Annotated in this window: 26 protein-coding genes; 9 read left to right on the top strand and 17 right to left on the bottom strand. The window is 60.6% G+C overall.

Features of this window, described 5'->3' with window-relative positions:
• Positions 1-471: 471 nt before the first annotated feature.
• Positions 472-1,311, top strand: coding sequence for a porin family protein (locus LPJGGPFB_RS05500; protein WP_173419083.1), 840 nt, complete (start codon positions 472-474; stop codon positions 1,309-1,311).
• A gap of 218 nt (positions 1,312-1,529) precedes the next feature.
• On the opposite strand, the gene LPJGGPFB_RS05495 is transcribed toward LPJGGPFB_RS05500, so the two are convergent.
• Positions 1,530-2,168: a class I SAM-dependent methyltransferase gene (locus tag LPJGGPFB_RS05495; RefSeq protein ID WP_173419082.1), complete on the bottom strand. Its 639-nt coding sequence runs from the start codon at positions 2,166-2,168 to the stop codon at positions 1,530-1,532.
• A 185-nt stretch (positions 2,169-2,353) separates the two neighbouring features.
• Here LPJGGPFB_RS05495 and LPJGGPFB_RS05490 point away from each other — a divergent pair, with 185 nt between their 5' ends.
• Entirely contained in the window at positions 2,354-2,536 is a 183-nt protein-coding gene (locus LPJGGPFB_RS05490; RefSeq protein WP_053250386.1) for a YegP family protein, read from the top strand.
• A gap of 130 nt (positions 2,537-2,666) precedes the next feature.
• Here LPJGGPFB_RS05490 and LPJGGPFB_RS05485 read toward each other — a convergent pair whose 3' ends face one another.
• Positions 2,667-3,806, bottom strand: a complete 1,140-nt coding sequence (locus tag LPJGGPFB_RS05485) for a fumarylacetoacetate hydrolase family protein (protein WP_173419081.1) — start codon at positions 3,804-3,806, stop codon at positions 2,667-2,669.
• Positions 3,807-4,058: 252 nt separating this feature from the next.
• Between LPJGGPFB_RS05485 and LPJGGPFB_RS05480 the strand changes: the two genes are divergently transcribed.
• Positions 4,059-4,460 carry a hypothetical protein gene (locus LPJGGPFB_RS05480; protein WP_173419080.1) on the top strand — a complete coding sequence of 134 codons (402 nt, stop codon included), beginning with the start codon at positions 4,059-4,061 and terminating at the stop codon, positions 4,458-4,460.
• Positions 4,461-4,634: 174 nt separating this feature from the next.
• Here the strand turns inward: LPJGGPFB_RS05480 and LPJGGPFB_RS05475 are convergent, their stop codons facing one another.
• Positions 4,635-5,261 (bottom strand): TetR/AcrR family transcriptional regulator, encoded by a 627-nt coding sequence (locus tag LPJGGPFB_RS05475; RefSeq protein WP_173419079.1) that lies wholly within the window; start codon positions 5,259-5,261, stop codon positions 4,635-4,637.
• 97 nt (positions 5,262-5,358) lie between these two features.
• Here LPJGGPFB_RS05475 and LPJGGPFB_RS05470 point away from each other — a divergent pair, with 97 nt between their 5' ends.
• Positions 5,359-6,105, top strand: coding sequence for an SDR family NAD(P)-dependent oxidoreductase (locus tag LPJGGPFB_RS05470; RefSeq protein WP_427858204.1), 747 nt, complete (start codon positions 5,359-5,361; stop codon positions 6,103-6,105).
• A gap of 82 nt (positions 6,106-6,187) precedes the next feature.
• On the opposite strand, the gene LPJGGPFB_RS05465 is transcribed toward LPJGGPFB_RS05470, so the two are convergent.
• The 4 genes from LPJGGPFB_RS05465 to LPJGGPFB_RS05450 form a co-directional block, all read right to left on the bottom strand.
• Positions 6,188-7,441 (bottom strand): NAD(P)/FAD-dependent oxidoreductase, encoded by a 1,254-nt coding sequence (locus tag LPJGGPFB_RS05465; protein ID WP_173419077.1) that lies wholly within the window; start codon positions 7,439-7,441, stop codon positions 6,188-6,190.
• Between the two features lie 63 nt (positions 7,442-7,504).
• Positions 7,505-8,008: a TIGR00645 family protein gene (locus tag LPJGGPFB_RS05460; RefSeq protein WP_173419076.1), complete on the bottom strand. Its 504-nt coding sequence runs from the start codon at positions 8,006-8,008 to the stop codon at positions 7,505-7,507.
• Positions 8,009-8,173: 165 nt separating this feature from the next.
• On the bottom strand, positions 8,174-8,338 hold the full coding sequence (locus tag LPJGGPFB_RS05455; RefSeq protein ID WP_037105882.1) for a DUF1328 domain-containing protein: 165 nt from the start codon (positions 8,336-8,338) through the stop codon (positions 8,174-8,176).
• A gap of 578 nt (positions 8,339-8,916) precedes the next feature.
• A complete protein-coding gene (locus tag LPJGGPFB_RS05450) occupies positions 8,917-9,240 on the bottom strand; it encodes a hypothetical protein (RefSeq protein ID WP_173419075.1) in 324 nt (107 codons plus the stop codon).
• 543 nt (positions 9,241-9,783) lie between these two features.
• On the opposite strand from LPJGGPFB_RS05450, the gene LPJGGPFB_RS05445 reads away from it, so the two are divergent.
• Positions 9,784-10,032 (top strand): glycine zipper domain-containing protein, encoded by a 249-nt coding sequence (locus tag LPJGGPFB_RS05445; RefSeq protein ID WP_173419074.1) that lies wholly within the window; start codon positions 9,784-9,786, stop codon positions 10,030-10,032.
• A 61-nt stretch (positions 10,033-10,093) separates the two neighbouring features.
• Here the strand turns inward: LPJGGPFB_RS05445 and LPJGGPFB_RS05440 are convergent, their stop codons facing one another.
• A complete protein-coding gene (locus tag LPJGGPFB_RS05440; RefSeq protein WP_173419073.1) occupies positions 10,094-10,312 on the bottom strand; it encodes a NepR family anti-sigma factor in 219 nt (72 codons plus the stop codon).
• A gap of 165 nt (positions 10,313-10,477) precedes the next feature.
• Here LPJGGPFB_RS05440 and LPJGGPFB_RS05435 point away from each other — a divergent pair, with 165 nt between their 5' ends.
• Positions 10,478-11,275, top strand: a complete 798-nt coding sequence (locus tag LPJGGPFB_RS05435; protein ID WP_173419072.1) for a response regulator — start codon at positions 10,478-10,480, stop codon at positions 11,273-11,275.
• Between the two features lie 18 nt (positions 11,276-11,293).
• Here the strand turns inward: LPJGGPFB_RS05435 and LPJGGPFB_RS05430 are convergent, their stop codons facing one another.
• The 8 genes from LPJGGPFB_RS05430 to LPJGGPFB_RS05395 all read right to left on the bottom strand — a co-directional run bounded on the left by LPJGGPFB_RS05430 (position 11,294) and on the right by LPJGGPFB_RS05395 (position 18,801).
• Positions 11,294-12,424, bottom strand: a complete 1,131-nt coding sequence (locus LPJGGPFB_RS05430) for an AI-2E family transporter (protein ID WP_173419071.1) — start codon at positions 12,422-12,424, stop codon at positions 11,294-11,296.
• A 54-nt stretch (positions 12,425-12,478) separates the two neighbouring features.
• Entirely contained in the window at positions 12,479-12,649 is a 171-nt protein-coding gene (locus LPJGGPFB_RS05425) for a hypothetical protein (protein ID WP_171986904.1), read from the bottom strand.
• A 210-nt stretch (positions 12,650-12,859) separates the two neighbouring features.
• Positions 12,860-13,207: a RidA family protein gene (locus tag LPJGGPFB_RS05420; RefSeq protein WP_025426006.1), complete on the bottom strand. Its 348-nt coding sequence runs from the start codon at positions 13,205-13,207 to the stop codon at positions 12,860-12,862.
• Positions 13,208-13,385: 178 nt separating this feature from the next.
• Entirely contained in the window at positions 13,386-14,213 is an 828-nt protein-coding gene (locus tag LPJGGPFB_RS05415; RefSeq protein ID WP_173419070.1) for a dipeptide ABC transporter ATP-binding protein, read from the bottom strand.
• Positions 14,210-15,064, bottom strand: a complete 855-nt coding sequence (locus LPJGGPFB_RS05410; protein WP_173419069.1) for an ABC transporter ATP-binding protein — start codon at positions 15,062-15,064, stop codon at positions 14,210-14,212. The genes LPJGGPFB_RS05415 and LPJGGPFB_RS05410 overlap by 4 nt, the downstream gene beginning before the upstream one ends.
• A 2-nt stretch (positions 15,065-15,066) precedes the next feature.
• The gene (locus LPJGGPFB_RS05405) at positions 15,067-15,975 is read right to left on the bottom strand and encodes an ABC transporter permease subunit (protein WP_173419068.1); all 909 of its coding nucleotides are present in this window, start codon (positions 15,973-15,975) and stop codon (positions 15,067-15,069) included.
• A 10-nt stretch (positions 15,976-15,985) separates the two neighbouring features.
• Positions 15,986-16,990: an ABC transporter permease subunit gene (locus LPJGGPFB_RS05400; protein ID WP_173419067.1), complete on the bottom strand. Its 1,005-nt coding sequence runs from the start codon at positions 16,988-16,990 to the stop codon at positions 15,986-15,988.
• 215 nt (positions 16,991-17,205) lie between these two features.
• A complete protein-coding gene (locus LPJGGPFB_RS05395; RefSeq protein WP_173419066.1) occupies positions 17,206-18,801 on the bottom strand; it encodes an ABC transporter substrate-binding protein in 1,596 nt (531 codons plus the stop codon).
• A gap of 658 nt (positions 18,802-19,459) precedes the next feature.
• Between LPJGGPFB_RS05395 and LPJGGPFB_RS05390 the strand changes: the two genes are divergently transcribed.
• Both LPJGGPFB_RS05390 and LPJGGPFB_RS05385 read left to right on the top strand, forming a co-directional pair.
• Positions 19,460-20,173: a helix-turn-helix transcriptional regulator gene (locus LPJGGPFB_RS05390; protein WP_173419065.1), complete on the top strand. Its 714-nt coding sequence runs from the start codon at positions 19,460-19,462 to the stop codon at positions 20,171-20,173.
• Between the two features lie 157 nt (positions 20,174-20,330).
• Entirely contained in the window at positions 20,331-20,720 is a 390-nt protein-coding gene (locus LPJGGPFB_RS05385; RefSeq protein WP_173419064.1) for a response regulator, read from the top strand.
• Between the two features lie 101 nt (positions 20,721-20,821).
• On the opposite strand, the gene rirA is transcribed toward LPJGGPFB_RS05385, so the two are convergent.
• Positions 20,822-21,286 carry an iron-responsive transcriptional regulator RirA gene (gene rirA, locus LPJGGPFB_RS05380; RefSeq protein WP_173419063.1) on the bottom strand — a complete coding sequence of 155 codons (465 nt, stop codon included), beginning with the start codon at positions 21,284-21,286 and terminating at the stop codon, positions 20,822-20,824.
• A gap of 213 nt (positions 21,287-21,499) precedes the next feature.
• Here rirA and LPJGGPFB_RS05375 point away from each other — a divergent pair, with 213 nt between their 5' ends.
• A complete protein-coding gene (locus LPJGGPFB_RS05375) occupies positions 21,500-22,519 on the top strand; it encodes a Fe(3+) ABC transporter substrate-binding protein (protein WP_412728330.1) in 1,020 nt (339 codons plus the stop codon).
• Positions 22,520-22,577: the final 58 nt, after the last annotated feature.

Below are 22,577 nucleotides of genomic sequence, written 5' to 3'. Positions count from 1 at the left end.
GGAGGCGCTTGTCGATTACCTTTGGAACGCGGCGGGACGCAAATCATGAGCAGGAATTAACAGAGGTTTATAAGGCGATGGCCAGACGACAGCTTCGCGCCGGAACGCGGAAATTATTGCCGCTCGACTGTCCTGTTGACTGATGCCCAAAGCCAGGGCACAAAGGTGGCATCCACGGTCGCTCGCGGCAGGAAAAAAGAGGGAATTACAAGGCTTCTCCACTAAGCTATTGAAATCATGTGAGAATCCAGGTTCCCCAGCCAAACTCTTTCAAAAACAAGTGCAGTAACATGATCGCGCCGGCAAGCGTGTGTTTTGCGCGCACTGCGCCGCCGCCTTGAGCGCCTCTTTCAAAAAGACACCAACGCGTTCGCTGCCTTCACGTCAGATGCCGTGCAAGCTCGATACGCCTTCAGATTGCATTAACGATGTTTGCTTACTCTTCGGCAGGGTTTCCAGCGGGGTGGGCAGATGTTTCGGGCAAACAGTTTTCTTGTTTTTCTTTTGTCGAGCGCACCGCTCGCAGCAGCAGCCGATATTGACGGGCCGCTGGTCGGGACGGGCGACTACTATGAGGCACCGGTCGAACAACCGTCTCTTGGCGTCACGGGATACATCGAAGGCGCTTATGGAAGCGTCGTCGATTCGCCCGGAGATATCGATGCCGATGCCTGGGCGCTGCGGGGCGCCGTCAACTTCGACGCGGGCGGCGGCTTCAATCTCCAGACGGATCTCGGCTACACCAGCGCCTCGATCGAGGACACCAACACGAATAGCTACAGCGGCACCCTGCACGGTTACTACCGCGACAGTGTCTATGCCGTCGGCGCGTTCGTTCAGGCGGCGCGTCTCGATGCAGGGTTCGACAGCCACATCAACGACTATATGGGCGGCATCGAAGGCGCTTATTTCCAGGATACGTGGACCATTCACGGCGCGGCCGGCTACGGCCAGGCGCGGTGGGAAGGTTTGGACGCCGATCATTACATGGTCGCGCTCGGCGCCCGCGTCTATGCCACCGACCATATACGTTTCGATCTCGACGGCGCGCTCGACCGCATCACCGACAGCGGCATCGACTACGACATCAGTAGCCTGAAGCTGACGGCCAACTATCGCCCTGCATACTTCCCGGTCACGGTGTTCGGCGGCTACAAGTACGCCAACGAGGAGATTTCCGGTTTCGGCTCTTCGGTGTCGGGCGACACCAGCACCGTCTTCGGTGGCCTGCGGTTCTCCTACGGGACGAACAGCATCAAGGAAGAAGAGCGCCTGGGACCGATCTGGTCGAACAACACCCGGTCATTCTGACCGCAGGGCCATTCGGTGTGCGGCAACGGCTTCGGCGTCCATCGAGGACGTCGCATGCCGAACATCGCGACGAATTTCTGCCGAACCGGGCTTGCCACCATGGCCGGCACGGCCGCTCCAAGCCCCGGTGCGCAATCAATGAGGTGATGCTTGGCAAGCCCGGGATCGCAGGCTCCGGCGCGGCAACACTTGCGAACGCGACCGCATCGAACTTCCAATCATCGCTTGTGCGCCACGATGTAGGGACTGTTGTCGTTACCCCTGGCTGCGTGATCTTCCGTTGCAACGATATCGAAGCCCGCAGCATGGATGCTCCGGCACAGGTCCGCAGCCCGAAAGATGACGGTATAGGGCGCTTTGCCCAGCGCGCGCATCGCCGGCAACAGGGCATGCCGGATGAGAGGGTTCATATCGCCGACACAAGGTGTCTTGGAAATGAACTGGCCGTTCCTTGCAAGCAGGGCGTAGATACGGCCGAGCGTGCCGGGCAGGTCTCGCAGCAGATGCAGATAGTTGAACCCCATGACGACATCGAACTGCATGTCGGTGGGTGACAGCATGTCGGCGGTCGCGGTGCGGAAGCTCAAGCCCGCGACGGGGTCGACGACCCGTTTTTGCTCGGCGATCGCGATCATTTCGGTCGAAAGATCCGTCGCGACATAGCTGTATACGTGGCCGGCAAGCTCGAGTGCCGTCGTCCCGGTCCCGCAGCCAAGCTCGAGGACCCTGTCACTTGATCTCAACAGCGCGCGGGTTCGCTCCAACGTGCACTGATATGCAGCGCGGTCGACAATCTTGCCGGCTGCGTACGCCCGCGACGTCCGGTTCCAGAAGCGGGCGTCGGTCTCCGTGCTCATCGTGGGTTCTGCCTTTCCAGTGCGGAGTTGGTTGGTGCGCGAAAATTGCGCAACCAGCCATGCGCTCATCAAGACCACATGAAGCGGACGTGTCGATTTGAATGAGACCGCCGACATCTTGTCAACGCCGCTTGCAACTGCCACGCTAGTCCTTGCGTGATTCACCGTTACATATGGGAGGGCACATGGCTCATAAGTTCGAGATCTACAAAGACAAGGCCGGCGAGTACCGGGTTCGCTTCAAGTACAACAGCGAAGTGATGTTTTCGACCGAAGGCTACTCAAGCAAGGCCAGCGCTCAAAACGCCATCGATTCGATCAAGAAGAACGGACCGGACGCACCTGTTGAAGACAACAGCCAGGCCTAAGCCGTACAGTCGCACGAAAGGCCCGCCGATGAAGATCGGCGGGCCTTTCGTCGTTTAGGCCGGCCACCTTGCCAAGCGGCTGATCTGGACGCTGGTTTCAGGCTGCATGGGCAAGCAGCAAAGGGCGATGTTAAAGCAAGCCGCGCCTGGCGAGGTTGCGCATCAGCGCGGCCGTGCCGAAGGTCCAGGGCGGGCAGTCCGTCGACAGGCGCACGGTGTTCGTCAGGCTGCCGAGTTCGGCGTTTGAAATCGTCACGACGTCGCCGATCCTGTGGGCAAAACCCTGGCCCTTCTCGTCGCGGTCTTCGACCGGGGCAAACAGGGTCCCCATGAACAGCATCAGTCCATCGGGGTACTGATGATGCGGCCCGATGGTCTGGGCAACGAGGTCGAGCGGATCACGACTGATCTCTGCCATGCTGCTCGCTCCCTTCAGGCGGTAGCCATCGGCGCCTTCGACCAGCAATTCGAGTTCGGCCCTTCGGACATGATCGATCGTATAGGTCTCGTCGAACAGGCGAATGAAGGGCCCGATGGCGCAGGAGGCATTGTTGTCCTTTGCCTTGCCGAGCAGCAGGGCGGAGCGGCCCTCGACGTCGCGCAGGTTGACATCGTTGCCGAGCGTCGCCCCTTTGACTCCGCCATCAGAAGCGACGGCCAGCACGATTTCCGGCTCCGGATTGTTCCAGCGCGAGATCGGATGGAGCCCGACCTCCGCTCCTGAGCCGACCGAAGACAACACCTGCGCCTTGGTAAAAACCTCCGCATCCGGGCCGATGCCGACCTCAAGATATTGAGACCAGACGCCCTCCTCAATCAGCGCGGCTTTGACGCGCGCCGCCTCGGGCGAACCGGCCTTCAGGTTGCGCAGGCTATCGCCGATAACGGCGGTGACGCGCGCGCGGATCGCCTCGGCGCGAGCGGCATCGCCGGCCGCCCGCTCTTCGATGACGCGTTCGATCATCGAGCGCGCAAAGGTGACGCCGCAGGCTTTCACCGCCTGGAGATCGCAGGGGGCAAGCAGCCGAATTCTTGCGCCCTCTCCCTCGCTCGCGAGCAGATCCGTCACCGACGCAAGCCGTTCACCATCCAGCTGGCGGATATGGGCGATCGGGTCGGGAAGCTCCAACAGGTCGCGCATGGTGGGCGCCAGTTTCGAGGTGATGTCGACAATCGCGCCATCCCTGATGGTCACGAGCGCCGGACCGTCGACATCGGAGCGCCAGACACGTCCGACAAAGGTTCCGCTTCGGTATGCCTCAAGCGTCATGATCGCCCCCCCCCAAAGAGACGACTTTCTTGCAGCGAAAACAGCGGGCTGTAAAGCGTGCGCGATCCAACCGGTTGTACCCGATGGAACATTGCAAGTTTTCGCGCGTTTTTGTTGCAGAGCGCGTCCAGCCGAGCATGCAGGTTCGCAACGACAGTTTGCGGCCGCACAATCCGGTCCCCGGTCCTTGCGAGGCCGTTTCGGCCAGACAACACCCATAGCCGGTGGACGCCCAGAAAGGATGTAAACGCGATGAATCAACATGAAGAGTTTAAGGAAAAGCCGCTCGTCGACCCGGTGACAGGTCAGCCGACACCGCTGCCAAACGATCCCGCCCCGGTCCGCTCCGGGCGTAGCAGCTGGCCGCTCGTCATCATCCTGCTTGCCGGCCTCGTGCTCGCCCTGATCGCTTGGCTGCCGGCCGAACTGTCGCGGGATACGACGGAAACGGCGACGCCACCGGCCACGACAGACCAGTCGACATCAGGCCAGACGGCGACCCCGCCAGCAACGGATACGACGACCACGCCGCCGGCAGACACGACCACCGCGCCGTCGGGCGGAACGATGACCGCTCCGGAAGCGACGCCGCAGCAGAGTACGACGCCGCCGGCAACGGATGGCACGACTACACAGCCTGCACCGGCGCAGTAACGGTTCTGTCGCCATGCTTTGCCTTTGCCGGAAGCATCTCTTCCGGCAAAGGTCTGCTATTGCGTCCTTCGAAATGACAAGGGCGCGCGGGCTGGCACATTAGTCGGGTAGGATCCATGCGGATTGAAGATCAGGTGGGCGGTCCGACGCCTGCGAAGGCGTCACCGGCCGACTTTACCCTTGAGCCTTCGTCGTTACGCCCGCCACCATTGTGTGCCATCCCGCCGCACAACAGTCGGCGATCGCCATGAGGGTCTGGCGCGACGCCCCGTCGCGGGCATGGATCGACATTCCGTGCTGGATCGCCGTCACATAGGCGGCAATCGCATCGCAGTCAGTGCCTTCGGGAAGATCGCCCTCCGCCACGCCGCGCTTGAGGCGGCTCTGCAAGGCGACCTGCTTTTCCAACCGTCGGGCCTTCAGACCGTCGCACACCGCCGGTTCACCACCCTCCATTTGCGGGGCCGAAAGCACGACCATGCAGCCGCGCGGTTCTGCCCATTGGGTGAAATTCTCGGCCGATCGCCGCAACAGGTCGTGGACCGCCTCCTTTGCCGTCGGCGCGCTGTCGAGAAACTCCCAGATGCCGGCGCCGTCGGTGCGGCCATAGAGATCGACAGCCTCCAGGAAGAGTTTCGCCTTGCTGCCGAAGGCGGCATAGAGGCTCGGCGGATTGAGCCCCATAACCCGTGTCAGGTCGGCAAGCGAAGTGTTGTCGAAACCCTTGTCCCAGAAGATTTCCATGGCACTTCTCAGCGCTTCGTCGCGCGAAAAGGTGCGGGGTCGGCCGCGGTTGGACATCGCCTGAACTCCATTTTGTATCGATCAATACATAAATGACTTGACAGGATGAAGCAAGTCGCCATCTTTATATGTATCGATCACTACAAATATGGAGCTGGACGTGACGGATTTGAAGGACAGGATAGCGTTGGTGACAGGCGGCGGGCGCGGCATTGGTGCGGCGATCACCAGGCGGCTGGCAAGCGAGGGGGCCGTTGTTGCCATCACCTATGGCCAATCGCAGGCCAAGGCCGATGCGCTGGTTGCCGAAATCGAGCAGTCGGGTGGCAAGGCGCTCGCCATTCGTGCCGACAACCGCGACGGCGAGGCGGTGGAAGCCGCCGTCAAGGCGGTCGTCGAACGGTACGGACGCATCGACATTCTCGTCAACAATGCCGGCATTTATGAAGCGACCGCCATCACTGAGGTAACGGCGGAGGATTTCGATCGCACGGTGGACATCAACGTGAAGGCGGTGGTGCTGGCCACGAGCGCTGCGGCCAGACACATGCCGGATGGCGGGCGCATCATTTCGGTCGGCAGCAATCTGGCCCAGCGCGTCCCCTTTCCGGGCATCAGTCTTTATGCGCTCAGCAAGTCTGCGCTCGTCGGCTTTACCAAGGCGGTCGCGCGCGACCTCGGGCCGAAAAGCATCACCGTCAATATCGTCCATCCCGGCTCGACCCATACCGACATGAACCCGCAGGATGGCGCGCATGCGGATCCGCAGCGCGGCCTGATGGCAATCCCCCGCTTCAACGATGCGGACGAAGTGGCGGCTCTCGTCGCCTGGCTCGCCGGCCCGGACGCGCGGGGCGTAACCGGTGCCGAATTCACCATCGACGGCGGCACCAACGCCTAGAGCGCCATCTGCGCGGATGCAGATCAAATGCAAAGAGGCCGGATGCGATGCTTCCGGCCTCTTTTGTCGATCGGAACAACGATCAGGAGAAGAAGCGCTCTGGCCGATAGGGCGCGATATCGATCACGGTCTTCTCTCCGGTCATGGCTTCGGCGAGTGCCCGGCCGGTGACAGGCCCGAGCGTCATGCCGTGATGGGCATGCCCGAAGGCGAACCACAGGCCCTGATGCCGCGGCGCCTTGCCGATGATCGGCATCATGTCGGGCGTGCAGGGCCGAGCGCCCATCCACGGCTCCTCGTCGCGGCGCTCCGCCAGCGGGAAGAATTCACGCGCCACGCGCTCGGCGCGGGTGAGCTGCACCGGTGTTTTCGGCGCATCGCGCCAGGCAAACTCCGCACCCGTCGTCAGGCGGATACCGCGTTGCATCGGCGCCAGGAAATAGCCCTTCTCCGCGTCCAGCACCCAGTTGTTGAGCTGTGCGCCCTCTTGAGTTCCGTAGTGCATGTGATAGCCGCGCTTGACGGCAAGCGGGAAGTGGTAGCCGAGCTTGCGCGTCACGGTATCGGCCCAGGGGCCAAGCGCAACGACCACCTCATGCGCCTCAAGCGGACCTTCGGGCGTTGCCACCCGCCAGCCTGGGCCTTCAAGGATGTGCTCCACCGTTGCCGCGTCGCCGGAAACGAGACGCCCGCCGAGCGACTGGAAATAGGCAAGATAAGCCTTGTTGAGGCTGTGCGGATCGCGGATAGACCAGGGATCGCTCCAGCGCAGGCCGCCGACGAGATCGGCCTTGATGGAAGGCTCGATCGTCTTCAATTCGCTGGTCGAGAGCTTCTGGTGATTGACGCCGAAACCGGCCGACAGTTTCTCCGCATCCTTGTAGGCGGCGTCGCGTTCCTTCTCTGTGCGGAAGACCTTCATCCAGCCGTCCTTGCGGATCAGGTCGCCGGCGCCGGATGCGTTGATGAGATCCTCATGCTCGACGATCGAATGTTCGATCAGCGGGGCATACATGTGGGCGATACGCTGGTGCTGGGTGAAACCCGAATGCCACCAGTAGCGCGCCAGGAACGGCACCAGGCCCGGCAAGGCGCGGATGTGGTAATGCGCATCGATGGTGTTGTTGAGCGCGTAGCGGAACAGCGCTCCGAAATCATGCGGGAAACCGTAGGGAAACACACCCTCGCGCTGGATGAGCCCGGCATTGCCGTAGGATGTTTCTTCGCCTGCACCGCGGCGATCGAGCAGCACCACCGATTTGCCGCGCCGCGCCAGGTGGATGGCGGTGGATATGCCGACGATGCCGGCGCCGAGAACCACTACGTCAGTCTTCATATCCCACTGCCTCGCTCCTCGATCCCTACCGGCCACGGCGCCATTCGCCGCCGGGGCCAAACGCTACTTCTTCTTCAGTCCAGTCATGATCTGCTCGAGATAGCCGAGCAGAACTGCCGAAACCACGAAGGCAAGGTGCATGATCGTCGCCCACATCAGCTGCTGGTTTGTATATTGCTGCGTATTGAGGAAGATCTGCAGAAGATGGATAGACGAAATCGCGACAATCGACGAGGCAACCTTGATCTTCAGGCTGCCGGCATCGAGCTTGCCAAGGAAGGAGACCTCGGCGTCGGCCTCGTCGAAGCGGCTGACGAAATTCTCGTATCCCGAGATCATCACCATGACGATCAGGCTCGCCACCAGCGCGGCATCGATCAGCCCGAGCATCGCCAGGATCATCTGGGCATCGTCGTAGACGAAAACCATGCCGGCAATCTTCGCGAGCTTGTACATGAACGAGATTCCGTAGAGTCCCAATGCTGCAACAAGCCCGAGATAGAAGATGACCAGCAGCCAGCGACTGGACAAGATGATCCGCTCTACGAGGAGCTCCAGCGATTTCATGGTGTTCGCATTCCTTTGGTGCGCGTCAGATCCGTTTCGGCATGAATAGCCAAGCACATCTGTGAGGGCAAGGGATGTCGCGGACCGTGACCGAACACGCGAAAGGGACGAAGTCTTTCGACATTCGTCCCTTGTTCATGTCCGGCGAGAGGATCGCTCCCTGGATCACGTCCTGCGCATCAAACCTGCGACCAGCGAGATCACCAGGAAGGCGAGGAACAGGAAGAACAGGATCTGCGCGATACCTGCAGAAGCGCCAGCAATACCGCCAAAACCAAGTACACCGGCGATAATCGCCACCACCAGAAAGACGAGAGCGTAGTAAAGCATAGGATATCTCCTTGTGTGCGTCGCTGGAGAAGAAACGTCATGATCCCGGACTTTGTTCCGGCGCATCCGTAATGATGGAAAAAATCTTCGACCCTGCCAAATGAGGATCGAAACGATCTATTAACCACGATCGTCAAATCAGTTTCGAAATGGCACAGCCGAGACGAATTCCGCCAGGAACCTTCGAGATAGTCCTACGTTGTTCCCTCAAGGAATAAAGCAGGTTCGACATGAAGATGCCAATGTCACATATCTGGAAGTCCGCGGCTGAAACGGCACGCCGAAACGCCGAACGGCCGGACAGTAATCTTCACATCGGTAGAACGATGCGTGATCTCTACGCACACAACGCAGACAAACAGAGCAAAAACTTGGACAGTCTTCTTGAAAAACTGAAAAAGACCGAGCCCAAACCGAAGAGATAGTTGCTGCGCAACTGCTCTTTGCAAAGACCACAAAAGCAAACGCTGCTGCGCTTGATTACCGCAGCGGCGTTTGTTTTTCGTTCTGCATGGCTGTGAGACACTCTTGCCAGCGACATAAAGCGGCGGAGGTCGTCGCACTTCTCGATTGCAAGTTCAGTTGCGGAGTTTGGGCTTATCGTCCGTGCGTGTGGCAACAACGTAGGGGCTGTCGTCAGCAATCACTTTGACTTCGAGCTGGCGTGACGGCGTGATCCGCCACTCGATCGTTGCGGCTTCGACGAACAGGGCCGGATCCACTTCGGCGCATTGGCCGTAGGCGCCCTTGAACACCTTCCCGACCTCTTCGATCGATGGCGAAAGCAATTCGTGACATTCTTCGACGGTTTCAAAACCGACGACCGGTGTCGGGACCTCACGGCAGGCGGTACCGCCCTGCATGCAGCCGACGAGGACCATGATGGCAGCGATATGTTCCATTCGCATGCTCCTTCGATCAAAAACTTCATAAGCAAACGATCATGGACCGTATGAAGTTCCATCGGTCGGACCGAAATTTTGTCGTAACCTCGCTGGGCCCTGCGCATTCGGCGCGGCCTTTCACGTCGGTACGATGGGTAACGGCCTGGGCATTGTCGGGCGGAACGGGGCGTCGGGCACGTCTGCGGGCGGTTGCTGCGGACCACCCGCCAAAACGCCGGATCGACGGCAAGTTCCAGGAAGACTTCGCCCAATGGAACAAATCGGCGTGATCGTCGTTTCCATAGCAATAACAAGCGCTGCGCCCGCAGCGATACCACACAGGGAGACATTGATGAGCGGTGCATTCCCGCCCGTTGCGAGCAAACCAAAGGCCGCTAAGTTGATCGTGAGGCTCGGGTCAGGGCTGGTGTCGACAACGGGCGCCTGCCTCGGTGAGCGGCCTCATTGTCGTCATTCTGTTCGTCCTCATTCCCCGCAAACGGCCTAGGCCGAATGCATCCTTCAATGTCCAACAAAGAAAACCTCGGATAGGAACGCGTCATGAAGAAGATACTTATTGTAGCAAGCCTGATCCTCCCCCTCGCGGCCTGCACGCAAACGGAGAAGGGTGCGGCGATCGGCGCGACCGGCGGTGCGATCATCGGCGGTGCCGCAACAGGCAATGTCAGAGGCGCTGCCGTGGGTGCCGCCGTCGGCGGTGTCGCCGGTGCGCTCATCGGTAACGCCAATGAGCCTGGGCGCTGCATCTACCGCGACCGCTACGGCCGCCGCTACGAAGCCGCCTGCTAAGGCAAAAACGTTTCGAGAGAGCGCGGGAAACGGGCTTTGGCCCGTTTCTCATGTCTTGGGCTCATGCCTTTGACGAAAGCGTCTCGTCGACCCGCGTGCGCGCCTCGGCATCATCCAGCTTTTGCAAAAGGTCGATGAAGAGGTCGGGTACGGGCTCCTGTTCGATAGCCCGATAGAGCGCCTTCAGTTTCGAGCCAATCAAGCCATTCGGATCCAAACCGCTTTCGGCCTTCGCTCTTCCGCCCTCCTTGGCACTGCGTTCGTCCACAGGATCTTCCATCCCACCTATCCCCACGTCGCACGGCGCTCGAAACACCTCGAGCGCGCATCGCTGTTGCCAGCTTCCCATAGGCCGAAAAACGTGTTCAAAACATTCACGTCTTTCGCGGGATGTCCATTGTCCTCAGAAAACAAGCGAATCACATCAGACCCAAGGAAGTACTTAATGTCACTTTCGACCCGTATTGCGCCACACCTTCCCTTTCTGCGCCGTTACTCCCGCGCCGTTACCGGTTCGCAGGCTGCCGGCGACGGTTATGTGGCTGCAGTTCTGGAAGCGCTGATCGAAGACATCAGCCTTTTTCCCGACGGTTCCAACGACCGGATCTCCCTCTATAAGCTGTTCTGCTCGCTGTTCGAGAAAGTCTCCATCGACCGGACCGGGAACGTCTCTCCCTTCGCCTGGGAGCAGCAGGCAGCGGCCAATCTTTCGCTGATCGCGCCCGCAGCGCGCCAAGCCTTTCTGCTCGTCTCGGTCGAGGGCTTCTCGATTGCCGATGCCGCCGAGATCATGGGGCAGAGCCAGGCGGCGTTTTCCAAGCTGCTGACGGTTGCTTCTGAAGACATATCGCGCCAGGTGGCAACCGAAGTTCTGATCATCGAAGACGAACCGCTGATCGCACTTGATATCGAGGACATGGTGACGAGCCTCGGCCATCGCGTGACCGGCATCGCCCGCACGCACAAGGAAGCGCTCGATCTCTATCACAAGACGGCCCCGAAGATGGTGCTGGCCGACATCCAGCTTGCCGACGGCAGCTCGGGCATCGACGCCGTCAACGAGATCCTGAAGGACGCGGCAGTGCCGGTGATCTTCATCACCGCCTTCCCCGAGCGGCTGCTGACCGGCAAGCGGCCGGAACCGGCCTTCCTGGTGACCAAGCCCTTCAATCCGGATATGGTCAAGGCGCTGATCAGCCAAGCGCTTTTCTTCGACGAACACGCCCGCTCGACCCGCGGATAATTACACAGCTCGGGCGCATCATGCCGGCAGCTGCCGTTCGGGCGGCTGCTCGCGCACCTCTTCGAAAATCGTCATGGCGATCAGCGACAAGGGCAGCGCCAGCATGGCGCCGACCGCGCCCCACATCCATGTCCAGAAGATGATGGCGACGAAGACGAGGAACGGGTTGACCTCGAGCCTGTTGCCCAGGATCGACGGTATCACCAGATTTTCCATGACGAGATGAACCACGAAGAACGTGGCAGCCGGCGCCAACGCCAGCAGAATGGCGTCATGCGTCATCAGCCCGCCGACGAGCAGCGCCAGCGTCATCATTGTAACGCCGAGATAAGGAATGAAGCTGGAGACGAAGGCGAACAGCCCCCAAAGCGGCGGCATGGCCAAGCCGCCGACCAGCGCGATGATCATGGTGACGACGCCGAGGGCCAGATAGATCAGGCTTGCTATCGAAAAATACTGTGCCAAGGCGGTTTCGATCGCGTTCATGATCCGGATCGTGCTCAGGCGTCTTTCTCGGCTGGTAAAGGCAAGAATGATGGTTCTGCGCAAATGCAGGCGCCCCAGCAGGAACAGCCCGAGTGCTGCCAGAAAAATCAATGTCTGGACCAAAGCGGGCGTCAGCCCGCCGGCGACGGCGCCGAGCACAGGGGCAGCATTTTTCATGACGGTATCAGCGAGTGCTTCGCTGCCGGTGCCTTTCGCCACCGCCAGGCGGAGCCACTCGAAGCGTTCGATGAACGGCAGCACGCGCTCGACCACCCCCTCCGCCAGGGCCGGCGCCTTTTGCGCCAGCTCCGTGATCGGTCCGAGCAGGACGCTGACCACCGATGCAAGACCAAGCACGAAGACGAGCGCCAGCAGCAGCCCGCCGATGATTGGCGGCAGGCCGAACTTTGACAGGCTGTCGGCCGCGCGCCCGAGCACGATACCGACGACGACGGCCAGCGTGATCGGCATCAGAATCGTTTCCATCGAGTAGACGGCGGCCGACCCGGCAATCACGAACAGGCCGATGATGCTCCAGGCGACCATCAAATCGATGCCGTCCCGCTTCGGTTCAGCGGGCAAGGCCGCTTCGGCCGTGGCCGTTTCCTCCTCGGCGATGCGTTTCAGCTTGTAGTAAGCAGCCGTGTGGCCGGATGTATCCAATGCCGTCCCTCGCCTCTTTTTGTCACGCGGACACCTGTCGGCGTACCTCGTCGTTCAGTGTCGTTCCGGTGGGAACACGTGCAAGGTCAGCGACAAGAGCCCGAGACCGAGGACGATGACGAGCAGCGTGTGCGCTACGCCGGTAGCGGTGTCCGGGACGAAGCCGAAACCAATCAATAGACCTGCGAAAGCAAGCACGCAGATCCGCGGCAGCCAGTAGAGCATCGAATGCCCTCCCATGTTTTTGTGGAACTGAAGGTAAACGTGCAGACTGGCGAATGGTTCCTGCACGAGGGAATGCGGGGCAGGTCCGGCAAAAGAAAACGCCGCCGTGCGCAGGGCACGGCGGCGGAGATGCAGTGTGGCGGCAAGACCGCTCGGTTTTGGCAAGCGACTGAAAGCGCGTCGCAATATTTCAGATGCGATTGCCGTGCCTTAGGCGGCGGCTGCGACGACGATGACTTCGACGAGGTATTCCGGAGTTGCGAGCTTGGCTTCGCCGGTCGCGCGTGCCGGGGTGTTGCCCTGGGGTGCCCAGGCATCCCAGACCGAGTTCATCTTCGGGAAGTCAGCCATGTCGGCGAGCCAGATGGTGGCCGAGAGGATGCGGGTCTTGTCGGTGCCGGCGAGCGCCAGAAGACGGTCGACTTCGGCAAGCGCCTGCTTCGTCTGGGTCACGACATCGTCACCGGCATTGCCGACCTGGCCGGCGAGGTAGACGGTGTTGTTGTAAACCACGGCCTGGCTCATCCGGGGGCCGGTTTCGAAACGCTTGATTTCCATGATCGTGTTCCTGAAGTTGGGCCGAACGCTGAATGGTCGGCCGAAAAGCGGCTGCCCGCCGCCGGAAGGCGAGAAGTGAATGGCGGCGCGAAAGCTCTACACCATCGGCCCGGCAAGGCCAAGAAGCCGGGGAGTTCTTTCCCCGGCCTCTGGTATCGCCAGACAGCACCGAGACGGCTCAGGCTGCCTGCTTCTTGGCAAGCCGTGCCTTGATGCTGGCAACGTCGGCGCGCGGCGTCGCGGCAAACAGCGTCTTGGTGTAGCTGTGCTTCGGATCGGCGAAGACTTCGTCGCGGCTGCCGTATTCAACCGCCTCGCCGAAATACATCACCATCACGTCGTCAGCGATGTAGCGCACCACCGAGAGATCGTGACTGATGAAGACGTAAGTCAGCTGGAACTCGTCCTGCAGATCCGCGAGCAGGTTCAACACCTGCGCCTGAACCGACAGGTCGAGCGCCGAAACCGGCTCGTCCAGCACCAGAAGCTTCGGGTTGAGCATCAGCGCGCGCGCAATAGCGATGCGCTGGCGCTGGCCGCCCGAGAACATGTGCGGGTAACGATTGTAGTGTTTCTCGTCGAGACCGACCTTCTTCAGCATCGCCATCCCCCGCTCGCGACGTTCGTCAGCGGGGGTTTTGGTGTTGATGATCAGTGGTTCGGTCAAGATGTCGCCGATCTTCTGGCGCGGGTTGAGCGAGCCATAGGGGTTCTGGAAGACGATCTGCACCTTGCGGCGCATCTCCGGCGTCAGGTCGCCCTTGGTGATGTCGATCTTGTTGCCATCGATCAGCAGATCACCCGACGTCGCCGGGTCGATCAGCGTCAGGATGCGGCCAAGCGTTGACTTGCCGCAGCCGCTTTCGCCGACGATCGCCAGCGTCTTGCCCTTTTCCACCGAGAAGCTCACGCCCTTGAGCGCATGCACGGTCTTGGCCTTTTTCATCAGGCCGCCGGGGATATGATAGTCGCGCACCAGATTGCGCGCTTCGAGAACGACGGTCATCGGGCGGCTCCTTGAAGGCTCGGTTCATCGACAAAAAGCTCGGAGATGGTCGGCAACCGATCACCGGTCGCATTGTCCGGCAAAGCTGCCAGAAGAGCGCGCGTGTAGTTGCTCTTCGGTGATTCGAACAGCGACAGCACGTCGGCCTCCTCCATCTTGCGGCCCTTGTACTGCACGACGACGCGATCGGCAGTCTCGGCGACCACGCCCATGTTGTGCGTGATCATGATGAGGCCCATGCCATGCTCGGCCTGGAGCCGCATCAGAAGGTCGAGGATCTGCTTCTGGATCGTCACGTCGAGCGCGGTCGTCGGCTCGTCGGCGATCAGGAGCTTCGGGTTGCAGGCAATGGCGATCGCGATCATCACGCGCTGGCACTGCCCGCCCGACATCTGGTGGGGATAGTGCCCCAACCGTTCGGCCGGATCGGGGATACCGACCGCCTCGAACAGCTCGATGGCGCGCTTGCGCCGCGCGGTCTTGTCCAGACCGAGGTGAATGCGCAGCACCTCCTCGATCTGGAAGCCGACCGTGAAGCAAGGGTTGAGGCTTGCGACCGGCTCCTGGAAGATCATCGAAATATCCTTGCCGATGATCTTCTTGCGCTCGGCGGACGACATGCCAAGCAGGTCGCGACCGTTGAACGTCAGCTTGTCGGCCGTGACCTTCGCCGTCCAAGGCAGGAGGCCCATGGCCGCCAGCATCGACACGGACTTGCCCGAGCCGGATTCACCGACGATCGCCAGCACTTCCTTTTCGTGGACCTTCATCGACACGCCATCGACGGCGCGGAAGGGACCGGTGGCCGTCTGGAACTCGACGACCAGGTTTTCGATTTCGAGAAGCGCCATGATCAGGACCTCTTCAGCTTGGGATCGAGAGCATCGCGCAGGCCGTCACCCATGAGGTTGATCGCCAGCACCGTGACCAGGATTGCGACGCCCGGAAGCGTTACCACCCACCACTTGCTCTGGATGAACTCACGCGCTTCAGCGAGCATCGTGCCCCATTCCGGTGTCGGAGGCTGGGCACCCATGCCGAGGAAGCCAAGAGCGGCAGCGTCGAGGATCGCGCTCGAGAACGACAGGGTCGCCTGGACGATCAGCGGCGCCATGCAGTTCGGCAGGATCGTCTTGAACATCAGGCGACCGTGGCCGGCACCTGCGACCTTGGCGGCAATGACGTAGTCGCGGCTCTTTTCGCTCATGACGGCAGCGCGCGTCAGGCGAACGAAGTGCGGCTGGAACACCAGCGCGATGGCGATCATCGCGTTTGTCAGGCCCGGTCCGAGAACGGCGACCAGCACGAGGGCAAGCAGCAGCGACGGGAAGGCCAGAATGATGTCCATCACGCGCATGATGACGGTATCGACCCAACCGCGGAAGTAGCCCGCGATCACGCCGATGAAGATACCGCCGACCAGCGAGAGCGTGGTGACGATAACGCCGACGAACAGCGAGAACTGCGTGCCATAGATCAGGCGCGAGAGCATGTCGCGACCGACAGCGTCGGTGCCAAGCAGGAATTCGGCACGGCCGCCTTCCTGCCAGACCGGCGGGATCAGCACCGCATCGCGGTATTGGGCCGTCGGGTCATGCGGGGCGACGATCGGAGCAAAGATCGCCAGGAGCACGAGGAACAGGAAGAACACGAGGCCGATGACGGCGCCGCGGTTCTCGGAGAAATAATACCAGAATTCGGCCAGTCGCGCCCGGCGGGACGGATCTGTCGAAACGGCGCTTGTTGCAGCAGCTTGAGACATATCGCCCTCCTTAGTGCCGGATACGTGGGTTGATGAGACCGTAGAGAAGGTCGACGGCCAGGTTCACCAGCATGATGATGCCGGCGATGACCAGGAGGCCACCCTGAATGACGGCGTAGTCGCGCCTGAAGACGGAATCGACCATCCATTTGCCGATGCCCGGCCAGGAGAAGATCGTCTCGGTCAGGATCGCACCGGCGAGCATGACGCCCACCTGCAGGCCGATCGTGGTGATGACCGGGATCATGGCATTTCGCAGCGCATGGACACCGACGACACGGAAGGTCGAAAGGCCCTTGGCGCGCGCCGTGCGCACATAGTCTTCCGACAGCACTTCAAGCATCGCCGACCGAGTCTGACGCGCAATCACGGCGAGCGGAATGGTGCCAAGCACGATGGTCGGCAGGATGAGATGGCTCACGGCAGACTTGAAGGCGCCCGCCTGCCCCGACAACAACGAGTCGATCAGCATGAAGCCCGTGACCGGCGGGAAGAAGTACATCAGCGAGATGCGCCCCGAAACCGGCGTCCATTGCAGGATGCCCGAGACCAGCATGATCAGCAGCAGGCCCCACCAGAAGATCGGCATGGAGAAGCCGACAAGTGCGGTGCCCATGATCGTCTGGTCGACGAAGGAGCCGCGCTTGATCGCCGCGATGACGCCGGCGGGAATGCCGAGCACGATCGCAAAGATGATCGCGCAGAGCGAAAGCTCCAGCGTCGCCGGGAACAGTTCGAAGAACTGGTCGATCACCGGCTTCTTCGTCACGATCGACGTGCCGAAATCACCCTGGAGCACACCCCAGAGATAGTCCAAGTACTGGATCACGATCGGCCGGTCGAAGCCGAGCGCGTGTGAAATTTCCGCATGCCGCTCCGGCGACATGACACGCTCGCCCGAAAGCAGGGCGACAGGATCGCCCGGAAGCATGCGAATGAAGGAGAAGGCAATGATGGAGACCCCGATGAAAGTCGGGATCAGGACCGCCAAACGCCCCAAGAGAAATCGAAACATGTTTTACCCCGCGCCACGTTGCCGCGCCGTTGTCTCCCGGCGCTGGCACCACTGCATGTTTTCTTGAACCCTTCGGATTTGAGGGCAAAAACAGGCAGCAACTCAAAGTGCCTACAGCGAACTTCACGCGTCTGACAAGACGCATGGCGCTGCAGTAGATGCAAAGAGGGGCGTTTGCCCGCGGCAAACGCCCCCTTTCGGATCAGTTTATTAGCTTACTCGACAATATCCACGCCGTCGAAGGCAAAATCGCCGAGCGGGCTCTGGACGAAGCCCTCGACATTCTTGCGCATCGGAACGACCGACAGGGAGTGGTCAAGCGTTGCCCAAGGCGCTTCGCGCTTGAAGACAACCTGCGCCTCTTCGTAGAGCTTGGTGCGCTCTGCCAGGTCGGACGTGTCCTTGGCCTTCTTGACCAGGGCGTCGAATTCCGGGTTGCACCACTGAGCGCGGTTGTTGCCGCCGACAGCGTTGCAGCCGAGCAGGGTGTCGAGGAAGTTGTCCGGGTCGCCGTTGTCGCCGGTCCAGCCGAGGATGACGGCACCGTCACGGTCCTTTGCCTTCGACTTGTCGAGGTATTCGGCCCACTCGTAGGAGACGATCTCGACCTTGACGCCGATCTTGGCGAAGTCAGCCTGCATCAGTTCCGCAGCGCGGCGAGCGTTGAGCATGTAGGGACGCGAAACCGGCATCGCCCACACCTTCATCGACAGATCCTTGACGCCTGCTTCTTCGAGCATCTTCTTGGCTGCGTCGAGATCGTAGGTGTCGTCCTGGAGCGTGTCGTTGTACGACCACATCGTCGGCGGGATCGGGTTGGTTGCCGGCTGGGCAGCGCCCTGGAACACGGCGTCGACGATCGCCTGCTTGTTGATCGCCTTGTTCAGCGCCTTGCGGACTTCCGGCTTGTCGAACGGAGCCTGCGTGGTGTTGTAGGCGAGGTAGGCAACGTTCAGACCGGCCTGCTCCATCACCTTCAGGTTCGGATCGGCCTTCATGGCAGCCACGTCGGCCGAGTTCGGGAACGGCATCAGGTGGCATTCGCCGGCCTGCAGCTTCTGGTAGCGAACCGAAGCGTCGGCAGTGATCGCGAAGACCAGGTCGTCGATCTTCTGCTTGCCACCCCAATAGTCCGGGTTTGCCTTGTAGCGGATGACAGCGTCCTGCTGGTAGGCGACGAACGCGAACGGACCGGTGCCGAGCGGCATCTGGTTCATCTGGTTCATCTTGCCTTCGGCCTGCAGCTTGTCGGCATATTCCTTCGACAGGATCGACGCGAACGGCATGGCGATGTTGGCGAGGAACGGCGCTTCCTTGCGCGTCAGGGTGAACTTGACCGTCAGGTCATCGACCTTCTCGACCGACTTGATGACTTCCGGGAAGCCCATGCCGGCTGCGTATTCCCACGAAGCGCCGGTCACGTACTTGTTCCAGGGGTTGTCGGCCTTGAGCTGGCGCTCATAGGAGAACACGACGTCGTCAGCGTTCAGCTCGCGAGTGGGAGTGAAGAACTCCGTCGTCTGGAACTTCACGCCCGGACGCAGCTTGAACGTGTATTCAAGGCCGTCATCGGAAATGGTCCAGCTCTCAGCGAGGCCCGGCTCGGTTTCGGTCGTGCCCTTCTTGAACTCGAGCAGGCGGTTGTAGACCGTGTGCGCTGCTGCGTCGAACGTCGTGCCGGCGGTGTAGAGGCCCGGGTCAAAACCCTCAGGCGAACCTTCCGAGCAATAAACGAACGTTTTCGACCAGGCGGAGCCGGCCATCAGCGTGGCAAGCGCCGTCGCTGCGAAGAGAGTAGTGAGCTTTTTCATGAGCTTTGCTTCCCAGATTTGTTCTTGTTCTCGTATTTTCCTGACGCGGAATGGCGTTTGCCCCCGGTCAAGGCCGGATGGAACGACATTTGGCGTCGCATTGCAATAAGTCGCCGAACAAATTTGTCTATGCGAAAAATTCCTCCTGCGGCGGAGCCGGAAATCTGTCCACTGTTTTAGAATACCCTGACATTTCCGTGGCCTTTGACAGCCCCTGCACGGGCGGTGCGCCGCGTGCTCATCCGGTCTATCGTCGACGGTGCGGAGCGATGTTCGACGGGCAAAGCGCATGCGCGGAACGGACTGGTTGTAGCAATCCTCCGCTCCCATGCACCCGCCCTGCGTGTATCGTCACAGACGCAAGGGGCAGCGATTCGATGAAATCGCAAGAAACGGTCAATCCCAAGATAGTTGGGTAGAAATCACCCGACCGATTGTGCAATAGAACCTAGACAAAATCTCGGGGGAGACAATCGACGTGCCACAACGTCCTTGGGAGGGGGCGGCATCCGCCTCACGGCGCTTTCGGTCTCGCGGCAATGCCGCCGAGAGACGGTCGTGACGATGCCAATCCGCAACTTCGCCACCGGCCTCATGCGGTTGATTGAGCCGGCCTTGCGCGTAGACTGCCGCCTCGCGACAAAGGGGTAGCGCATTCGTGGCAAGTTTGCTGGAAAATCACAGGCGCTATGATCTCCGCAACGATCTGGAGAAAGCGCTCAACCGCGTCGACTTCTTCCGCATCTTTCACACGATGGCGCTGCGGTTCGGCTTCAATCATTTCGGCATTCTGCAGCTCGGCAACGAGAACGACGCGTGCATGCTGTCCACCCGGCTCGTCCTGCACGATCTTCCGTCGGGTCTGGCGGAAGAATACGACAAGCGTCACCGCTTCGGCGATTCGCTCTTCTACAAGACCCTGCACACGTCGATTATTTCCTCCGTCTGGAGAGCTGATGACCCTGACTGCGCCAACGGCCAGAACCTGCTTGTCCAGCTCGGCTTCGAGCTGCTCTTGAGCGTGCCGGTGCACGCGGCGGCGACGGGCGCGCGGTATGCCGTACTGTTCCTGGGCGATGGCAACGATATCGCCCGCTCCGAGCATTTCGAGCTGACCTACGATGCCATCTGCGCCTTCGACTATTTCTACCGCATCGCGCTTTCCAACAAGGCCGGGATGGGCCTGACGCCGCGCGAAACGGAGATTCTCAAATGGATTTCCCATGGAAAGACAGCCAGCGAGATCGCACTGATCGTATCGGTCTCGGAACACACCGTGAATTCGCATACGGCGACGATCCTGAAGAAGCTGGATGTCGTCAATCGGACGCAAATGGTGGCGAAGGCGATACGCGAACAGATCATTCAGTGATGCCGGTCGACGGGACGATTTGACGATGGCAGCGCCGCAAGGCGGAAACGCTGCAATCGGACACCGCAGAAACAATACACACCCACCACCCAGCCGCTTGCCGATGGCAGGCGAGCACCGCAGAATGGCTCCCGGTCACTCAGGTACTTGGACGATCATGACACAAAAAGCCCATATCCTGCTCGTTGACGACGACCCTGCGGAGAACCTCATTCTGCGCGGGCTGATCAAGAAGGTCAGCACGATCGCGATTGAACTGCATTACTGCCAGACGATCGAAAGCGCGCTGGAATTTCTACGGTCGGGAAAACCGGTCTCGATGGTGCTGATGGACAACCGCCTTCAGCCGCAGCGCGACTTCCGCGAAACGGTACCGGCGCTCCGGCACCAGGGCTTCATCGGCCCGATCGGTGTTATCTCGGGGTCGCTCGTCGAGCCCTATTTCCAGAACCTGGAAGAATACGGCGCGGATTTCCGCATCGACAAGTCAGAGATCGATCCGACGGCAATAGAGTTCATATTGAGGGAGTATCTGGCGCCGAACTGAAACGGTGGCCGGGAGTAGCTCTGAACCGCGAAATCATGCGGCAGATTCAGGCGGTGCAGCGCCGGGCGTCATGACGGACACGCGGCGCCGCGAAACTGTGTTCAGGCCGCAGTCGTCTGCGGACGCTTGGTCTCTTCGATACCAAGCAGGAAGTTGATCTGGGGACGCGCCTTGACCAGATCGTCGATGGTGTAGCCCTGCAGCACTTCGAAGAATGCGTTCAGAGCCTTGCGCAGAGCGGAATTGAGACCGCAGCTGTCAACCAACGGACAATCGATTTCGCCGGCCTCGAAGCATTCGGCCATGGCGAAGCTGTCTTCCGTCACCTTGACCACATCAAACAGGGTGATGGCTGAAGCGGGCTTCGGCAGGCGTACGCCGCCGTTGCGGCCACGCACGGTCTCGACCAGGCCGGCGCGGGTCAACGGCTGAAGGATCTTGAACAGAAACAACTCGGAGACGCCATAGGCCTTGGCGATTTCGGGAACGCGGCTGAGCCTCTCGCCGTTTGCAGCGCAGTACATCAACATGCGAACTGCGTAGTTCGTTTGTTTCGTCAGTCGCATCATTTGCTCCGGAATCGAGAGGTTTATCGAACCTTCATATAGGACGGATCGTAGTTTGGAACAATTCCAAAAAACCGAAAAAGTCACATCTGCTTGATCGTTAACCGTTACCCGGTTGACTGTTGGCCAGCTGCGGATCAAAAAGATGAGCGATTTTGTTAACTTAGCTCAAACCAAAAAATGGAGGAAACCATGTCCGTTTCAAGAGCTGCAATGGGCGTATTGTCCCTCACCGCAAGCCTGCTCGCGTCCACGGCCGCCTGGGCCGATGGCGAGGTCAACATCTATTCCTATCGTCAGCCCGACCTGATCAAGCCGCTGCTCGATGCCTTCACCAAGGAAACCGGCATCACGACGAACGTGCTCTTCCTCGACAAGGGCCTCGTCGAGCGCATCCAGGCCGAAGGCGCAAACTCGCCGGCGGACGTGATCCTGACCGTTGACATCAGCCGCCTCACCGAGGCCAAGGACGCAGGCGTGACCCAGCCTGTCGTCAACGAGACGATCAACAAGGACATTCCAGCACATTTCCGCGATCCTGAAGGCAACTGGTTCGGCCTGACCACCCGCGGCCGCGTCGTTTACGCCTCCAAGGACCGCGTCGCCGAGAACGACATCACCTACGAAGAGCTCGCTGATCCCAAGTGGAAGGGCAAGATCTGCACGCGTGACGGCCAGCACTCCTACAATATCGGCCTGTTCGCCTCGATGATCGCCCACAACGGCGAAGCCGAGACCGAGAAGTGGCTGACCGGCCTGAAGAACAATCTGGCGAAGAAGCCCGATGGCGGCGACCGCGACCAGGCCAAGGCGATCCTCGCCGGCGAATGCGACCTTGCGCTCGGCAACACCTACTATGTCGGTCTGATGCTGACCAACGAGAAGGAGCCGGAGCAGAAGGAATGGGCAGCGGCCATCAAGGTCCTCTTCCCGAACGCCAAGGACCGCGGCACGCATGTGAACATTTCGGGCATGGCGCTCGCCAAGAATTCCCCGAACAAGGACAACGCGCTGAAGCTGATGGAATTCCTGTCGGAAGGCGAAGCGCAGAAGATCTATGCCGAGCAGGTCTACGAATATCCGGTGCTGCCGGGTGCCGAGCCCTCCGACGTGGTCAAGTCCTTCGGCACGATCAAGCCGGACGAACTGCCGCTCGCCGAGATCGCAGCGAACCGCAAGAAGGCGTCGGAACTGGTCGACAAGGTCGGCTACAACGACGGTCCGCAGGACTGATCAAAACCCATTGCATGAACGGGAAACGGCGGGCCATGTGCCCGCCGTTTTCGTTTCT

The organism is Ensifer adhaerens, from assembly GCF_013283195.1.
GTDB lineage: Bacteria > Pseudomonadota > Alphaproteobacteria > Rhizobiales > Rhizobiaceae > Ensifer > Ensifer adhaerens_G.
This window is presented reverse-complemented; position numbering and strand designations above follow the sequence as displayed.

What these genes read in the sequence shown, in the direction of transcription:
- LPJGGPFB_RS05465 (WP_173419077.1), bottom strand. Translation starts at nt 7,441, where the DNA reads ATGAAGACTGACGTAGTGGTTCTCGGCGCCGGCATCGTCGGCATATCC.
- LPJGGPFB_RS05435 (WP_173419072.1), top strand. Translation starts at nt 10,478, where the DNA reads ATGTCACTTTCGACCCGTATTGCGCCACACCTTCCCTTTCTGCGCCGT.
- LPJGGPFB_RS05485 (WP_173419081.1), bottom strand. Translation starts at nt 3,806, where the DNA reads ATGACGCTTGAGGCATACCGAAGCGGAACCTTTGTCGGACGTGTCTGG.
- LPJGGPFB_RS05405 (WP_173419068.1), bottom strand. Translation starts at nt 15,975, where the DNA reads ATGTCTCAAGCTGCTGCAACAAGCGCCGTTTCGACAGATCCGTCCCGC.
- LPJGGPFB_RS05450 (WP_173419075.1), bottom strand. Translation starts at nt 9,240, where the DNA reads ATGGAACATATCGCTGCCATCATGGTCCTCGTCGGCTGCATGCAGGGC.
- LPJGGPFB_RS05420 (WP_025426006.1), bottom strand. Translation starts at nt 13,207, where the DNA reads ATGGAAATCAAGCGTTTCGAAACCGGCCCCCGGATGAGCCAGGCCGTG.
- LPJGGPFB_RS05395 (WP_173419066.1), bottom strand. Translation starts at nt 18,801, where the DNA reads ATGAAAAAGCTCACTACTCTCTTCGCAGCGACGGCGCTTGCCACGCTG.
- LPJGGPFB_RS05455 (WP_037105882.1), bottom strand. Translation starts at nt 8,338, where the DNA reads ATGCTTTACTACGCTCTCGTCTTTCTGGTGGTGGCGATTATCGCCGGT.
- LPJGGPFB_RS05460 (WP_173419076.1), bottom strand. Translation starts at nt 8,008, where the DNA reads ATGAAATCGCTGGAGCTCCTCGTAGAGCGGATCATCTTGTCCAGTCGC.
- LPJGGPFB_RS05500 (WP_173419083.1), top strand. Translation starts at nt 472, where the DNA reads ATGTTTCGGGCAAACAGTTTTCTTGTTTTTCTTTTGTCGAGCGCACCG.
- LPJGGPFB_RS05415 (WP_173419070.1), bottom strand. Translation starts at nt 14,213, where the DNA reads ATGACCGTCGTTCTCGAAGCGCGCAATCTGGTGCGCGACTATCATATC.
- LPJGGPFB_RS05385 (WP_173419064.1), top strand. Translation starts at nt 20,331, where the DNA reads ATGACACAAAAAGCCCATATCCTGCTCGTTGACGACGACCCTGCGGAG.
- LPJGGPFB_RS05375 (WP_412728330.1), top strand. Translation starts at nt 21,500, where the DNA reads ATGGGCGTATTGTCCCTCACCGCAAGCCTGCTCGCGTCCACGGCCGCC.
- LPJGGPFB_RS05410 (WP_173419069.1), bottom strand. Translation starts at nt 15,064, where the DNA reads ATGGCGCTTCTCGAAATCGAAAACCTGGTCGTCGAGTTCCAGACGGCC.
- LPJGGPFB_RS05490 (WP_053250386.1), top strand. Translation starts at nt 2,354, where the DNA reads ATGGCTCATAAGTTCGAGATCTACAAAGACAAGGCCGGCGAGTACCGG.
- LPJGGPFB_RS05400 (WP_173419067.1), bottom strand. Translation starts at nt 16,990, where the DNA reads ATGTTTCGATTTCTCTTGGGGCGTTTGGCGGTCCTGATCCCGACTTTC.
- LPJGGPFB_RS05475 (WP_173419079.1), bottom strand. Translation starts at nt 5,261, where the DNA reads ATGTCCAACCGCGGCCGACCCCGCACCTTTTCGCGCGACGAAGCGCTG.
- LPJGGPFB_RS05445 (WP_173419074.1), top strand. Translation starts at nt 9,784, where the DNA reads ATGAAGAAGATACTTATTGTAGCAAGCCTGATCCTCCCCCTCGCGGCC.
- LPJGGPFB_RS05495 (WP_173419082.1), bottom strand. Translation starts at nt 2,168, where the DNA reads ATGAGCACGGAGACCGACGCCCGCTTCTGGAACCGGACGTCGCGGGCG.
- LPJGGPFB_RS05480 (WP_173419080.1), top strand. Translation starts at nt 4,059, where the DNA reads ATGAATCAACATGAAGAGTTTAAGGAAAAGCCGCTCGTCGACCCGGTG.
- LPJGGPFB_RS05425 (WP_171986904.1), bottom strand. Translation starts at nt 12,649, where the DNA reads ATGCTCTACTGGCTGCCGCGGATCTGCGTGCTTGCTTTCGCAGGTCTA.
- LPJGGPFB_RS05440 (WP_173419073.1), bottom strand. Translation starts at nt 10,312, where the DNA reads ATGGAAGATCCTGTGGACGAACGCAGTGCCAAGGAGGGCGGAAGAGCG.
- rirA (WP_173419063.1), bottom strand. Translation starts at nt 21,286, where the DNA reads ATGCGACTGACGAAACAAACGAACTACGCAGTTCGCATGTTGATGTAC.